This window comes from Bacillus sp. FSL K6-2869, assembly GCF_040869405.1.
In the GTDB taxonomy this organism is placed as follows: domain Bacteria; phylum Bacillota; class Bacilli; order Bacillales; family Bacillaceae; genus Bacillus; species Bacillus altitudinis.
Genome location: NZ_CP152035.1, coordinates 1,822,811 through 1,837,380, shown reverse-complemented (window position 1 = coordinate 1,837,380; position 14,570 = coordinate 1,822,811). Strand labels below are relative to the sequence as shown.

General features: G+C 40.7%; 16 protein-coding genes. 4 read left to right on the top strand and 12 right to left on the bottom strand.

The window, feature by feature from the left end; all coding sequences use genetic code 11:
- Nucleotides 1–19 precede the first annotated feature (19 nt).
- The 5 genes from MHI58_RS09420 to MHI58_RS09400 all read right to left on the bottom strand — a co-directional run bounded on the left by MHI58_RS09420 (nucleotide 20) and on the right by MHI58_RS09400 (nucleotide 4,728).
- Nucleotides 20–736 (bottom strand): (Fe-S)-binding protein, encoded by a 717-nt coding sequence (locus MHI58_RS09420; protein ID WP_045034812.1) that lies wholly within the window; start codon nucleotides 734–736, stop codon nucleotides 20–22.
- A gap of 246 nt (nucleotides 737–982) precedes the next feature.
- Nucleotides 983–2,299, bottom strand: a complete 1,317-nt coding sequence (locus MHI58_RS09415; RefSeq protein WP_226650718.1) for a M48 family metallopeptidase — start codon at nucleotides 2,297–2,299, stop codon at nucleotides 983–985.
- 506 nt (nucleotides 2,300–2,805) lie between these two features.
- Nucleotides 2,806–3,657, bottom strand: a complete 852-nt coding sequence (locus MHI58_RS09410) for an SDR family oxidoreductase (RefSeq protein ID WP_045034814.1) — start codon at nucleotides 3,655–3,657, stop codon at nucleotides 2,806–2,808.
- 135 nt (nucleotides 3,658–3,792) lie between these two features.
- The gene (locus MHI58_RS09405) at nucleotides 3,793–4,206 is read right to left on the bottom strand and encodes an Rrf2 family transcriptional regulator (RefSeq protein WP_035700902.1); all 414 of its coding nucleotides are present in this window, start codon (nucleotides 4,204–4,206) and stop codon (nucleotides 3,793–3,795) included.
- Between the two features lie 48 nt (nucleotides 4,207–4,254).
- A complete protein-coding gene (locus MHI58_RS09400; RefSeq protein WP_051626170.1) occupies nucleotides 4,255–4,728 on the bottom strand; it encodes a VOC family protein in 474 nt (157 codons plus the stop codon).
- A 159-nt stretch (nucleotides 4,729–4,887) separates the two neighbouring features.
- Between MHI58_RS09400 and MHI58_RS09395 the strand changes: the two genes are divergently transcribed.
- Nucleotides 4,888–5,331 carry a DUF2188 domain-containing protein gene (locus MHI58_RS09395; RefSeq protein WP_007499382.1) on the top strand — a complete coding sequence of 148 codons (444 nt, stop codon included), beginning with the start codon at nucleotides 4,888–4,890 and terminating at the stop codon, nucleotides 5,329–5,331.
- Between the two features lie 28 nt (nucleotides 5,332–5,359).
- On the opposite strand, the gene MHI58_RS09390 is transcribed toward MHI58_RS09395, so the two are convergent.
- Nucleotides 5,360–6,208: a Ku protein gene (locus MHI58_RS09390; RefSeq protein WP_045034815.1), complete on the bottom strand. Its 849-nt coding sequence runs from the start codon at nucleotides 6,206–6,208 to the stop codon at nucleotides 5,360–5,362.
- Nucleotides 6,209–6,323: 115 nt separating this feature from the next.
- On the opposite strand from MHI58_RS09390, the gene MHI58_RS09385 reads away from it, so the two are divergent.
- Both MHI58_RS09385 and MHI58_RS09380 read left to right on the top strand, forming a co-directional pair.
- A complete protein-coding gene (locus tag MHI58_RS09385) occupies nucleotides 6,324–8,189 on the top strand; it encodes a DNA ligase D (protein ID WP_045034816.1) in 1,866 nt (621 codons plus the stop codon).
- Nucleotides 8,190–8,223: 34 nt separating this feature from the next.
- Nucleotides 8,224–8,919 (top strand): YoaK family protein, encoded by a 696-nt coding sequence (locus tag MHI58_RS09380; RefSeq protein ID WP_045034817.1) that lies wholly within the window; start codon nucleotides 8,224–8,226, stop codon nucleotides 8,917–8,919.
- A 39-nt stretch (nucleotides 8,920–8,958) separates the two neighbouring features.
- Here MHI58_RS09380 and MHI58_RS09375 read toward each other — a convergent pair whose 3' ends face one another.
- The 5 genes from MHI58_RS09375 to MHI58_RS09355 all read right to left on the bottom strand — a co-directional run bounded on the left by MHI58_RS09375 (nucleotide 8,959) and on the right by MHI58_RS09355 (nucleotide 13,066).
- The gene (locus MHI58_RS09375; protein ID WP_008343948.1) at nucleotides 8,959–9,180 is read right to left on the bottom strand and encodes a hypothetical protein; all 222 of its coding nucleotides are present in this window, start codon (nucleotides 9,178–9,180) and stop codon (nucleotides 8,959–8,961) included.
- A 461-nt stretch (nucleotides 9,181–9,641) separates the two neighbouring features.
- On the bottom strand, nucleotides 9,642–10,754 hold the full coding sequence (locus tag MHI58_RS09370; protein WP_045034818.1) for a tetratricopeptide repeat protein: 1,113 nt from the start codon (nucleotides 10,752–10,754) through the stop codon (nucleotides 9,642–9,644).
- A 247-nt stretch (nucleotides 10,755–11,001) separates the two neighbouring features.
- On the bottom strand, nucleotides 11,002–11,949 hold the full coding sequence (locus tag MHI58_RS09365) for a collagen-like protein (RefSeq protein WP_056408620.1): 948 nt from the start codon (nucleotides 11,947–11,949) through the stop codon (nucleotides 11,002–11,004).
- A 44-nt stretch (nucleotides 11,950–11,993) separates the two neighbouring features.
- Nucleotides 11,994–12,338, bottom strand: coding sequence for a DUF3992 domain-containing protein (locus tag MHI58_RS09360; RefSeq protein WP_008343952.1), 345 nt, complete (start codon nucleotides 12,336–12,338; stop codon nucleotides 11,994–11,996).
- A gap of 74 nt (nucleotides 12,339–12,412) precedes the next feature.
- The gene (locus tag MHI58_RS09355; protein ID WP_045035321.1) at nucleotides 12,413–13,066 is read right to left on the bottom strand and encodes a CotZ-related putative spore coat protein; all 654 of its coding nucleotides are present in this window, start codon (nucleotides 13,064–13,066) and stop codon (nucleotides 12,413–12,415) included.
- Between the two features lie 385 nt (nucleotides 13,067–13,451).
- On the opposite strand from MHI58_RS09355, the gene MHI58_RS09350 reads away from it, so the two are divergent.
- Nucleotides 13,452–13,823 (top strand): iron chaperone, encoded by a 372-nt coding sequence (locus MHI58_RS09350; RefSeq protein ID WP_008343954.1) that lies wholly within the window; start codon nucleotides 13,452–13,454, stop codon nucleotides 13,821–13,823.
- A gap of 58 nt (nucleotides 13,824–13,881) precedes the next feature.
- Here the strand turns inward: MHI58_RS09350 and MHI58_RS09345 are convergent, their stop codons facing one another.
- Nucleotides 13,882–14,463: an undecaprenyl-diphosphatase gene (locus MHI58_RS09345; protein WP_035700890.1), complete on the bottom strand. Its 582-nt coding sequence runs from the start codon at nucleotides 14,461–14,463 to the stop codon at nucleotides 13,882–13,884.
- Nucleotides 14,464–14,570: the final 107 nt, after the last annotated feature.

Genomic DNA, 14,570 nt, shown 5'->3' with positions numbered 1-14,570 from the left:
GCCGTTCCCCCTCTTAGCTTCAGCGGCTATTCAACACTTCTGCGATATGCATCACTTTAACTGGCTTATGAAGACGATTCAGCCTTCCTCCGATATTCAGTAGACATCCACAGTCAGCACCGATGATATATTCAGCGCCTGTCTCCTCTATGCTTTGTACTTTTTCATCGACCATCTGCTCAGAAATGGGTGTCATTTTGATTGAAAAAGTTCCTCCAAATCCGCAGCAATTTTCAGCGCGAGGCAATGGTTCCATCACCAAATCTTTGACATTTGACAACAGTGTAAAAGGCGCTTCCTTAATTCTAAGCAGTCTCGTCATATGGCAGGAGGTATGATAGGTGGCTTTTCCTTTCAAACTCGCACCTACATCTGTTACATGTAATATATCAACAATAAATTCTGTTAATTCATATGTTTTCGTAGCAAGTGCCTGAGCACGGGCGAACCACGCTCGGTCTTCTTTAAAAAGGTGCGGATATTCTAAAAACATGGCCTTACAAGAACCTGATGGTGTGACGACATATTCAGCTGATTCAAAGGCTTTTATCATATTTTTGGCCGCTTTGATTGTTTCTTTTGTATAGCCGCTGTTAAAGGCGGGCTGCCCGCAGCACACTTGTGCTTCAGGGAATTCCACTTCAACACCAAGCCGCTCTAGTACCTCAACAGTTGCCTTTCCTACATGTGGCTGCATCGTGTCAATGATACAGGTGACAAATAAACTGACTCTCATCGGCGAACTTCCTTTCTTTTACTGCACCTTGATTTATATCTGGTCATCTGACGACTAAATAATAGACTTTTATTTCATTTTAATCCCAAATTTCTGAAATTTCAACGAACGGATTTGTCTAAAATTTGGACATCATGCTTGTGAAGGTACATGAAAAAACGCCCTTTTTACAGGACGTTTGAGAACATTCATGTTTTTATTTCTTCATACTACCGAAGGAAGTGTCGTCTTTCACACAAACCGCCTTCACTTCATGATTTTCTTTATGTGATGAATTCGTTTTTCAAAAGAAGGATGACTTTCACGCCATTCAGATTTTCTTCCATCATCTCCATCTTCTTCAATCAAATGACTTAATTTTATCAAAGTATTGAGATATAGAGTTTGATTCTCAAGATGGTGAACAGCAAAGCGATCCGCCTGAATCTCAAATAACCGACTCATTTTCTTTGGCAGCCACTCCGTCATAAATATCATGATCAATATCCCTGCTGGGAACAACAAAATATATTGCCACCAACCATTGGCAAGCATCACCTGTCTGGCATAATACATACTGATTCCCATAAGTAAGGTGACAATCACAGTGAGGTAAATGGTGAAATGCGCATGTTTTAATTTTACATGTCCCATTTCGTGGAATAAGATCGCACGAATTTCCTCTGTATCAAACTTATCTAATAACCCTTCCGTCACATATAGATTGACTTTTCTTCTAAATGGAAGTTGAAATGAATATATCCAGGCATTGACATCATGTTGTGAGTCTTTTTTTACCCATATTTTTACCTTTTGGTTCGTTTGATGCTCAATATCTTTGCAAATATTTATGAATTCGTCCGTCCGTAAGACTTCATACTTATTTATCATTTTTTGAATGAATGAGTAACCCATAATAAATAAGATGACTAGGGCGAAATACCATGCACAAAATAGAAAAAGATGATTCATAACCTTCGCTTGAAACGCCAAAGGCATGACTAAATAAGAGCCGAAATACATCAAGGATAATGTGATAGCACCAAATAAAACGGCTTGCTCCCTAACGTTCAGGAAGAATGAATTCCCTAAAGTGTCTTCATTTTCTCCTAATACATCAGAAGAATCTTTTGTCACATACTCAAATGAATAAGCTGTCAATAAGACTGACAGGAAACTAGGCACAAGTATAGAGAGAATCATACTCAACACATAAGATCCTGTAACTGATAGCACGTATCCCATTAAGAAATAATAATTTAATCCCAAGGGAAGAAAAATGGCTAGAACAAAGGGAATGAATAATGTGAATAGGTTTTTCATCGATTCATGAAGGTTAAAAAGGAAAAATAACAAAGCGGGCAAAAGAATTCCCATTAAAGTCATGAATGTAACAAATGTAATGCTATGCTTAAAGTTTGTGTTGATCTTAGTTGTTTCTGTTAGATTCGTTAGATTGTATGTAGAAAAGAAGGGATTTTGCGTTACCTGTTCCATCATGATCGTATCATCATGGATAGGTACAAAACCTTTTCTTAGAAAAACCAATGCCTTATCATTCATTATTTTGTCTGTTTCAATCATACTGATTCCATTCGGAGATGGGATCTGTGTGAGATTTATGTTCTTTCCACTTAATTGAAGGGATGCTTCTGAAGGGCCATTGAAAGAACCGTCTTGATAGGTTAATAAAACGTCACCCTGATATAGCGAATGAGCGACGAATACTTTTGGGTTGCTTTCTTCGTTCGAATCAAGTAAAACAAATGGTGAAACAACGGCTGAACGAAAGCCGAGTTCAATCATAATGACGATGATTGTGATCATACTGGCAGTCAAATAAGAGAGGAAGGCTTTGCGTAACATGTCATCACATCCTGCTGTTTAATAGGATTAAAACAAAATGAATATCTTGAATAATGTATTTCATAATAAAGTAAGCGTCATTCATTTGTTGGAATCATCTCTTAAAATTCTAACATCTACATACAAGAATATGTACGAAAAAATGGACATTACACCTATATTTTCAAAATAACGGATCAACAAGGATAGAAAAAACGCCCTTTTTACAGGGCGTTTTGACATGTTTAGTTTGACATCATTTCTCGTATTCTATCTTCAATAGGTGTTAAAGAGCGGCCTAATAGTTTTTCGAAATCATGGCTTTCGACTGCTAATGCCCCATCGCGAATTCCGCTTTGCATCGCTTTGACAAATGGAACAGCTTCTTTCGGTACACCATTTGACGCTAAAAATTCTCCAAATATATCTACATCCATGTGTTCTACTTTGATTTCTTTCCCGCTCACTTTGCTGACCATTTGTGCAAGTTCAGTGTGTGTACGAAGCGGTCCTGACAATTCATAGATTTCCTGATCATGTGCCGGCAGTGTTAACGCTTTTGCTGCTGCTTCTGCATAGTCATTTCTTGTTGCCCAGCCGACTTTACCTTCACCAATTGGGCTGATAAACGGCGCTCCGTTCACTGATGCCAGAATCGTATCTTTTTCATTTTCCACATACCAATTGTTTCTTAGAAAAACATGAGGTATGCCAGAGGCCAAAATTGCTTCTTCTGTTTTTGCATGGTCATGTGCTAGGTTAAGCTGACTTTCTCTTGCATTGACAACACTTGTATAAGCAATAAATGACACATTCGCTGCTTTCGCTGCTTGGATGGCATTGATATGCTGCTTCACGCGGTCTCCATCCCCAGACGAAATGATCAAAAGGCGATCAATCCCTTGAAACGCTGATTGAAGTGTATCCGGCTGTGTGAAGTCTCCCTTGCGCACATCCACCCCAGCTTCCTTTAGATGGACTGCTTTTTGCGGATCTCGAACACTGACCGCCAATTGTTCAGCTGGTACTTTTGCGAGCAAATGTTTGACGACGAGCGATCCAAGTTGTCCTGTTGCACCTGTCACTAATAATGTCATTGATTTGACCTCCTCATTTTTCGTTCAACGGTGATGTTTCATGTATGAAGCAGCTAGTTTCTTACATCAGATCATTCGTTATAATCAAAATGGTTACAACGAAGGGGTAAAAAAAGCTCTATGTATGAGCTTTTTCTACTCCGCCTCGATTAATAATTGCTTAATTGTCACTTGTTTAAGGTGATGCTCAAGTGCGGACTGTGCTTCTTTAAGTTCTTGCCGCAGTCTTGTATCCATGGCTTGACCAATTGGACATGCAATGACTGGTTGATGAAAGTTAAATAACTCTTCATCTTCGCTTACATCCACAGCCCGGTACACGTCTAGTAGAGTAATGTCCTCTGCCGGCCTTTTTAAGGAAGCACCGCCAACTCCTCGGCGAATCTCAATGAGATCTGCCTTTTTGAGCATAGCCATCATTTTTCTGATAATGACTGGATTTGAATTGACACTTTCTGCAATAAAATCCCCTGTGCACTCTTTTGAAACACCCGCAATAAAAGACAAGATATGAACAGCAATGGTATACCTGCTGCTAATTTGTTTCACATTCCTTCACCACCGTTGTAATCAATATAGTTACAATGAGCGGATTTGTCAATCAATAAACGGATGTTTCTTTCTTTCCCAATCTTCAAATGTCATCATCTCATGATGTTCTCCTGCATCGATTTCAAGCGGTGCAATGCATTCAAGCAAATTGCCATCTGGGTCAAGAAAGTAAATCGCGGCATGAAATTGTGGCGGATTATCAAGAACTAAAGGCTGCTGCTCTTCCGAAAAACCAAACATCGGATGAATGCTGATCCCTTTTTCTATCAGCCATTCTTTGATCTGCTCAATGCTGGATGTTTCTATTTGGAAGGCGACATGTCGCGTCGCTGGGTGATATGGAATAGTGGATATATCAGCCTTCCATAAGCCAAGCCAGCTCTTTCCTTTCTCAATCCATAAAAAGGCCACTCGTTCATTTTCATGAGCAAGTGTTAATTCCAATTTTTCATAAAAAGAAATGGATGCCTTCAAATCACTCACAGGTAAATGTGCTTCATACAAGCCTTTCATCATCATTTCAATCACTCCTTTACTATCTTCTATTGTGCAGGAATTGAAAACATTCTTCCTCAGCAAAACGATGTATTTCAACCAAGCCATTGGATTGAGATGGTTAAATGTTTGATCCATTGCATATGGGGGAAGGTGTTCAAATAAAAGAAAGGAGCGTTCAATATGCCTTGGACAATGGAAGATTATCCAGCTTCATTCCAATCACTAGACAAAGTCATTCGAAAAAAAGCACTTGAGATTGCCAACAAAATGGTGCAGGAAGGCTATGAAGAAGGTAGAGCGATTCCAATTGCGATCAATCAAGCAAAAGAGTGGAAAAAGAATGCGACGGAAAAAGAAATGGAGGACTTTCACTCTCATGGTTCTGTGACTCCTTCTAAGAAAAGCAGCTCTGCACGACCTGAGCTCATGGATCATGCGCAGCATGTCGTGAAACATGATGAAGGCTGGGCGGTTCAAACTGAAAAAGCGAAGCGTGCAAGTGAGGTAAAAGAAACGAAACAGGAAGCGATTGACCGCGCGAAAGAGATTTCATCTAAAAAAGGAACAGCAGTTGTCATCCACCGAACAGACGGGACGATTCAGGATGTGGTGAAGCCAAAATAAGACCGCCCTTTGGCGAGCGGTCTTTTCTTTATGCATTCTTTTCTTTTTTAGCGGTTGCTTTTCTTTTCTTAGGTGCTGCTTTTTTCGTTTTTTCTGGTTTTGATCGATCGATAGAAGCCTGCAAAGCGGCCATCAAATCAGTGACATTGGATGAAGCCTCTTTTTTACCTGTCGTTTCAGGTTGAACGGTATGTTCTCCAGAGATTTTGTCTCCAATGACATTCATCAGCTGCTCTCTGTATTCATCGCGATAAGCGGCTGGATCGAATGTGGTGGTCAGCTGCTCAATTAAAAGGAGTGCTGTGTCTAACTCTTTCTTCACGATGTTTTCCTCTTGCGGGATATTCGGGACGTCTGATACTTGTCTAATTTCGTCAGGGAAATGAATGGTTTCCATTAGTAAAATATGTTCGTAGCACCTAACAATCGCTAATTGCTCCTTTGAGCGAATCATGATCTTGGCTACACCGATTTTCCCTGATTCTTGCAACGCTTTTCTTAATAATGAATAAGCCTTTGCTCCGCCGGTATCTGGAGATAGAAAATAACTTCTTTCATAATAGATGGGGTCGATCTCTTCTATCTTCACAAAATCAATGATTTCGACGGCTTTTTCTTCATTTTCTTTTCTCAGCCTTTCGAGTTCTTCCTCATCCAATTCAATGAATTTATTTTTGGCATACTCGTACGCTTTTACAATTTGCTCTGGCGCTACCTCCTCGCCGCAGTTAGCACAAACCTTTTTGTAGTTAATCGGCGTATGGCATTCTTTATGAAGCTGTCTTAATTTAATATCTTTGTTTTCTGTAGCGGTAAACAGCTTGACTGGAATATTCACCAGTCCAAAGCTAATGCCGCCCTTCCATACTGTATGCATCGTAACGCCTCCGTTCTTTTCTCCTTACTATGTAATGTTTTCATCAGAGTTATGTATGTTTATGAAAATTTCATCCCACTCTAAGAACACATGATGTAAGGGAGTGAAAAACACAATGAAACCGATGCGTTTAACGTCTTCACATGATATTCCTGTTGGAGCAGACTGGCTGTATGAATTAAAATATGACGGCTTTAGGGCCATTCTTATATGGGAAAAAGACGCCATCCATTTAGAGAGCAGAGCGGGAAAACGATTAAATGAACAATTTCCTGAAGTCATTGAGCAGTGCCAGCAACTAACGAAGCAGCTTGCACCTTTTTTACCGCTGACCCTAGATGGAGAATTGGTCTTTTTACTGAGCGAACAAGAAAGCGACTTTACTAAAGTTCAGCAAAGAGGCCGCCTGAAAAACACACAAACCATTCAACGCCAGGCTAAGCGGTTTCCATGTCATTTGATTGCATTTGATCTATTGAGATGCAAAGGGAAATCCCTCGTTGATTTACCGCTGATTGAAAGAAAAGCTGAGCTGCATGAGGTGTTCCAAGCTGCAAATCTTCCTCCCTCCGTTCAGCTGAATCACCCCTCTCTTCTTCAAATCATCCAAACCGATAGCAGCCCTGATGACATGAAAAAAATCATGCTGACCTATTTAGCGGAAGGATTAGTTGCTAAAAAGAAGATGAGTAAATGGCAGGAGCATACCCGCTCGAAAGAATGGCTCAAAATCAAAAATTGGCGGTATGTATCTGTCATCGTGACTCGTTTTGATAAAGACAATGGCTATTTTCAAGGATGTCTTTATCAAGAAACGAATCTCGTTGAGGTTGTCCAATTTAAGCATGGTTTTTCTAAAGAAGAAGAACAAACCCTGCGCACCTTATTTCTAACCAAAGGTCAAATGACTGGAGTATCACATTATGAAATCCCACCATCCATTGTCGTAAAGATTGCCTGTATCTCTTTTGATGGATCAGCCTTACGAGAGCCCCGGTTTTCTTCGTTTTTATTCGATGCAGATCCAGCAACGTGTACCTTTCAACACATGCTCAAACAGCTTTATCCGCTCCCAGCTATGATTGACGTCACCCACCCCGAGAAACCGGTTGTACCTGCCCTTCATATCACAAAAGCAGATTACTTACTTTATTTGAGGCAAGCCGCTCCCTATTTATTACCCTTTTTACGTGAAAGACGTCTTACGTTAATACGTTTTCCTCATGGCACTGGTGGAGAATCTTTTTATCAAAAGGCAACGCCCGATTATGCGCCTGATTTTGTTGAGACAGATCAAGCGCACGATATTTCTTACACAATCTGTAATGATCCTAACTCGTTGCTTTGGCTTGGTAACCAGCTGGCGATGGAATTTCATATTCCTTTTGAAACGAGAGATACAGATCGGCCTGTAGAAATTGTATTTGATTTAGATCCGCCTTCTGTTAAAGAGTTTCACCTAGCAATAGAAGCAGCCAAACGAATCAAGGCCATTTTAGATGGACTCTTTCTCACCGCATTTATTAAAACAAGTGGTGGGAAAGGGCTGCAAGTTTATATCCCTTTGAAGAAAAATGCCTTCACATATGAACAAACTAGACAATTCACGGCGTTCATCTGCCAATTTTTATGTGAACAAGCACCCGAGCTGTTTACGCTAGAGCGTCTAAAGAAAAACCGCGGCAACCGTTTATATTTAGACTACCTTCAACATGATGCTGGAAAAACAATCATCGCCCCGTATTCCTCGAGAGGAAACGAGCTCGGACTTGTTGCAACACCGATTCAATGGGAAGAATTAAATAGCGAAGAATGTCACCCTTCTTTATTTACGATGCCGGCTGTTATGAAACGTCTAAAGGAAAAAGGCGATCCATTCCGGAAAATGAGGCACCATGTGAATGATGATTCTTTTCGACAAGTTTTATATCAGTTGCAGGACATGTTACCAGCTCATAAAATGGACATACGCGGTCATTAAGCGTTACACTTATTCATTAGAGAGAAAGAAAGGGATGACCATTTTGACCGCACACTCAATACGAAACATTGCCCTGATGTTCTTATGTCTTACCGCAGGAATAGTGGATGTTATCGGCTATTTAAGCCTAGGGCATGTGTTTACAGCAAATATGACGGGAAATATTGTACTGCTTGGCATTGCAGCAGGCAGTTCATTGCAGTTAACCGCTCTTCATTCCATCACGGCACTTAGCGGATTTGTTCTAGGTGTTTTACTAGCTGTAGTCATAGGTGGAAAACACGAAAAAACATTTTGGCCAAAAGCCGTTACACGCATCTTTATCATAGAAGTCATCATCTTGCTTCTATTTGCTCTTATGACCATTTTTCCTTATACACAAGGTGCTTATTTTATGCTGATTATCCTTTTAAGTATGGCGATGGGCATGCAAACGGCGGCCGCACGCAAATTAAATGTCGCTGGCATTTCTACAACAGTTTTAACGAGTACACTTGCTAACTTATTTGAAGATTTGGCGCAACGCTTATCCAATCGGGAAAAAAGAAAAGCCCCTATTCAACATGTGAGCTTGCTGCGAATCGGTTCTATTGTCTTTTACTGCCTAGGTGCTGCTTTAGCTGCGTATACAGATGCTTACGATCCGTTTATCATCATTTGGCTGCCTATTTGCATCCTAGGGGTTATTGTGATCACAGCTACATTTAAGCACTTTCACCAATTGAAATAGCCAATCTTAGATGGCTATTTCAATCACTGTGATGAAACATTAATAACTTCTTACATAAAAACCAGGAGGACGCCCCATAATGAATGTGGAGCCATATGGAGAATATCCAGAAAACGTCCCGAACCCTCCATATCCAGGGTAACCTCCTAAGCCCGAGAACACGCCAGGGCTCACATAATACCCGCCAAAGCCAATATGAGGTCCCACTGCTCCGCCGCTAAAACCGCCGCCATGAAAGCCTCCATACACCCGAGGATCCATACAATCACCTGCCTTCAACTTACACCTCATCTCATCATATGCGTGACAAATGGAGCGGTGTTCCCTCTTTTGTAACAATTTCTATGTACAATAGACCAATTTGATGAAATTTGAATGAAAAGTCCTGCAAAAAATTAAATTAAGCAAAGAAAGGTGACCTTTTTAACTTGTTGCTCTGCCCAATGTTTATTTAGAATAATGGAGCAGGTAACAAATTTGCACACCCCCTTTGTTGCGAATTCTTCTTATTAAACGTTCTTGCAGCGTTTAATAAGAAGAGCCTATTTTCACCCATATAAAAACCCTTGCTGATCATCATCAACAAGGGCGAGATATGATTGGGTGATTAACCACCAATGATTTTTTCTGCTACTTCGAACGAACCCGCTACATTTTCAGTTAAAACAGCCGCAGCGACCGCTAAACCCACAACGAATAATACTTTTAATCCTGTTTTCATCTTATATCAACCCCATTCTTTTCATATGTAAATCCGCTTCTAAACTTTTATTCAAGTAAAAAACAGACTGCTCATAAAGTGCTTGCTTTTCACAATACTTTGCAGCAAAGTGAGAAAGCTCTTTCACTTCATGATATTCATTCTTTTCTTCTAACTTTCTTAATTTCTCATTAATTTGCTGAAATCTTTGTGGCACATTCGTTAAGTAAAGATCATGTACGATGCCTATTTTGAGCTGAAACACTTCATGAGAAGCTTCTTTCATTCGTGCATATGCAGCCTCTATATACTGGCTTGCGCGCTGCTTTTCACCAATCACACAGAGTTCCCGGCTGATCAGATACGTAGAATGGAAAAAGAAATCTGAATCATAATACTCTTGATGAGACAATGCTTTTTCAAGATGTCGTATAGATTCTTTCGGTTTATTCCAAAATGAATATAAAATGGCCACATTATGGTGGTGCTGAGCCAGCATAAAATCATCCTGTTCGCTAGTCAACACCTCTTCCGCTAAACGATAATTCTCAAGCGCTTCTTCGTACCTGCCAATCTCTGTAAGGTTGGCTGCAATAAGAGAATATGAAAGTGCAGTTCTTCTTTCATAGTGCTTGTGACGTTTATAGACGTGTAGAGCCCTACGAATATAACTTAATGAAAGCATAATATGACTCAGGCGATAGTAAAGCCACGCGACCTTAAAATCGAAATCAGCGCGTTCAATTTCACTTGGAATTTTATCTAAGAGCTTTTCCGCACTTTGATACATCTGTAATGCAACCTCATAATTCCCCTGATGCTGTTCATACACACCCTCATAAAAATCAAAATAATAAGCAAGACGATTAGACAAATCATCATCTTTTTTCCCATAATGGCCTTCTATACTTTTCTTAGAAACATTGCCTTTTTGTCCTCTTAAATTGTACATCAGAATATGATGCCTTTTCTCTAGAAGAGAATAATACATGAGGATGTCAGCATCATCAATTTCCTCTACTGCTTGTTTCGCTTTAGCAAATAGCCGTTCTGCCTCATCTGCATGATCTTTTTTGATTTCCATGTTCCAGTCATTTAATAGTGATGCCAATTCCGCCACAGGAACTTTGCTCATTCTACACCCCCAATCACCTTCAGCTACACCACATGATTTCACTAAATATGGAACTTCTATTAGCAATTGCTAATTCGTCCATTTGACATCATTTTAATATGAATCACTTGAATCTTCAATAACCGATTCCTTTGTTATTGCGTTTCTTTCTCCTAGTCAATGATGTATACACTAAAAATTCCGTCTTTTTTCTATTAAAGGACATGGTTGAATTGAAAAAAAAAAGCCCTTATTGGGCTTTTTGGATTTATTCCAATCTGATAATGGTTAATGCCGCTCCAACAGATCCCCCGCCAAGTAATACTACGGTTGCGACTAAACCGAATATTTGAAGAGAAATTTGATTCCCTGCTGCAAGTGTTGTAATGAGAGATACGTTGTAGGTAGATGTAGATAAAGCGGGTGATAAAATAGACCCTGCTATGGGTGTTCCGTTGTTAATTACCCTTGCTCCTGCAAGCAGTGAAGCGTTTGTGTTTATTTGATACGTGATGAAATACCTCCCTGAAACAGGTACAGTAAACACCGTATTCCCACCACTTACGGTAAATCCATCTAAACTTTGGTTATTAGGCAGCGTCACTGCCGTTCCGCCTAAAACAACCAGCACCGTACTTCCCGACGTATTGGATGCGTACATCGAGTTAGTTGTTAAACTAGTACCGGTTGGACCTGTGTCACCTGTGGCTCCGGTTGAACCTGTGGCTCCCGTTGCACCGGTTGCGCCAGTTACTCCCGTTGGACCTGTGGCTCCAGTTGAGCCAGTTACTCCGGTTGAACCTGTGGCTCCAGTTAGACCAGTTACTCCGGTTGAACCCGTGGCTCCTGTTGCACCAGTTACTCCCGTTGGGCCAGTTACTCCGGTTGAACCCGTGGCTCCTGTTGCACCAGTTACTCCGGTTGAACCCGTGGCTCCTGTTGGGCCAGTTACTCCGGTTGAACCCGTGGCTCCTGTTGCACCGGTTGCGCCAGTTACTCCCGTTGGACCTGTGGCTCCAGTTGTCCCTGTTGCGCCAGTTACTCCCGTTGGACCAGTTACTCCTGTTGAGCCGGTTGGACCGGTTACTCCCGTTGAACCCGTGGCTCCCGTTGGACCTGTGGCTCCAGTTGTCCCTGTTGCGCCAGTTACTCCCGTTGGACCTGTGGCTCCAGTCGGGCCGGTTATTCCTCCACACATATTAAGTTGGGCGCACATGTCTCTCACTACTTTCAAACTGTGGAATCTTCAAGACATACACACTAATACTGATAATTGAGAGAAAACGAAACGACAATACTTCCAGTCGAGGTTCCACCAGTAGCTAAAATCCCAATCGAGTTCAGATCACTGAGCGTAATGGATCGACTCTCTCCTGGCGGTACCGTGAAATCAGGAACAGCTGTACCGTTTACCTCTAAAGCCACAGTAGGTGCTACAGCCACAATCCCATTGTTTTCCACCATGATGGTTCCGTTTATGACATAAGGTGTTCCATCTGTCCAGACGACAACTGCATCAGCTGCTGCTGCTAAATCAAGTGTGAAGCATACTGCATCATTTACAAAGCCCGCTTGTTCATTACTACATCCGCCTAAAATAGCCATTTTAACCCTCCTTCAACCTAGTCTTGATAGACTATGATCCATTGATCTTTGAAGATTGTGCGATTATCACAGCTTCAAAGCTTTATTTTTCTTCTTTGCACCATGTTGATTTGCATCTCTAATCGTGCTTGCACATTTTCAGTTGATGGAGATTTCAAGATAAATTTCACATCTTTCACAGTAATCGCACGACTTTCTCCTTTTTGGACAAGAAGATCATAACAAAATGTACCAGTGTGAATCCTAATTGCGACTGGTACATCCTGATGATCTTGATGATGCAACACAACAGTTGCCGTATTGAGAAATTTTGTTCCATTCCGCCATACTTCCACCGAACTGGGCGTTGTGGAAAAACAAAGAAAGATGTGGTGAGATTCTATGTTTTTTAAAATAAGCGCATCATATACAGGAAGCTCTACTTCAATGATTCCACATAAAAAAGATAGATCTACAAGAATTTTCGAACTGGATCGATACAAAACTTTTTGACAGCATGTCGATCTATTGCAGCACGGTACAAGAAGTTCCAACACCACACAATTCTGCTTTTCATTGATAGAGCTCAAAGAAAAATAGCAAGTCTTAAACACACTTCTTTCAAAAAACACCCATGAGTAAAAAGGTTCCCCACCTTCCATGGTGAGCAAAAAAGGAGAGCTCATCGAACGTTTGTGAGTAAAGCCTTCTAATTTTGTTTGATTGTTTATCTCTTTTAGTTTACTCATCAACAGGTTTGTCACTTACAATCAGCCCAATTCCATGCTGTATACATAACTATATGGTCTTTTATCATATGTGCCTTTGACTATTTTGTGCGATTGGATTAGATGATGAGCATAGCTTTTCATTTTTCAAGTTTCTCTATATAATATGAACAAGAACTTTCCGTGCCTCAGTAGCTCTAGAAGGGAAGAGCGCCGTAAAACAATTGTAGCTGGCGGGTCGCAAGGCAAGAGTTTCAGAAGCACCGAAAAGCAAATGAGCTGAGACAGGTGAAACTCCTGTCGGTGAAATTCCGTAGGGAAGCGTGTTGCCCCCTAGCCTATGCTTACGAAAGGAGTGCGGGTTCGAATCCCGTCTGAGGCTTGATGAATATGGAGGATGAAAACAATGCAGGTTTTTGAAGAATATGTAAGCAACATCGGTCATCCAGAGCTGAAACAGCGCATGCAAGACATCTTACAATGGATTTCAGACACATTCCCTCAATTAGAGCCAAGAATTGCTTGGAATCAGCCCATGTTCACAGATCATGGCACATTTATTATTGGATTTAGCGTCGCAAAACACCACATTTCTGTCGCACCAGAAGGAAAAGGGATTGATCACTTTTCAGCAGATATTGTACAAGCTGGTTATGACCATGGAAAAAAGATGTTTCGGATGAAGGAAAGCTTACCGATTGACTATCCTCTGCTAAAAAAAATCATCGAATTTAACATTGAAGACAAAGCAGATTGTTCCACATTTTGGCGAAAATAATAAACACCCCGATCTGATGTCATAACAGATTGGGGTGTTTTTTCGTGAGACTTACATTTTATTTGGTTCTCTCTCCTGTCCATTTCTGCTCCACCCATTCATAGCACGACAGAAGTACATTAACGCCCTTTTGGAATAGCGGCAAATAAACAACCGTTACCGCCGTTAAACAGGCGATCACAGCACCTGCCAACACATCAAATGGATAATGAACACCTACCCAAATCCTTGAAAATCCTACAGCGCAGGCAATGAAAAGCCAATAAATATGACGCTTGTGGAAAAGCCAAAAGACCATACAAATGGAAAAAATAAAAATGGTGTGATCACTCGGAAAAGAGTTGTTCACTTCCTTTTCGATTAAAAGGTTGACTTGATTCAATTCTGCAAAGGGCTGCTGATTGGAATAAAAGAGCCCAGCGACTTTCCCTAGCATCTCTGCCAAGATAAAGGTCAACCCAGCAGATATCATCATGCATCTGTTTTTTCTGCTTCGGTTTTGAAACCACATGATCAAAAACATGATTGCAATGAACATCACTGAATATTCAGCCAATCCAATAAGAACTGGATTTAAGACATCGTGATTCATACTAAGCTGATTAATCGACCGAAATACCCGTTCATTAAACTCCTGCATCTCATTTCATTCCTTTTGCTTCGTTTAGGAAAAGGATAAATGAAAAAAGAAGACCATGACATCGATCGAGCGAACAAAATAAAGGGGTCATCTCACATTTTTGTCAC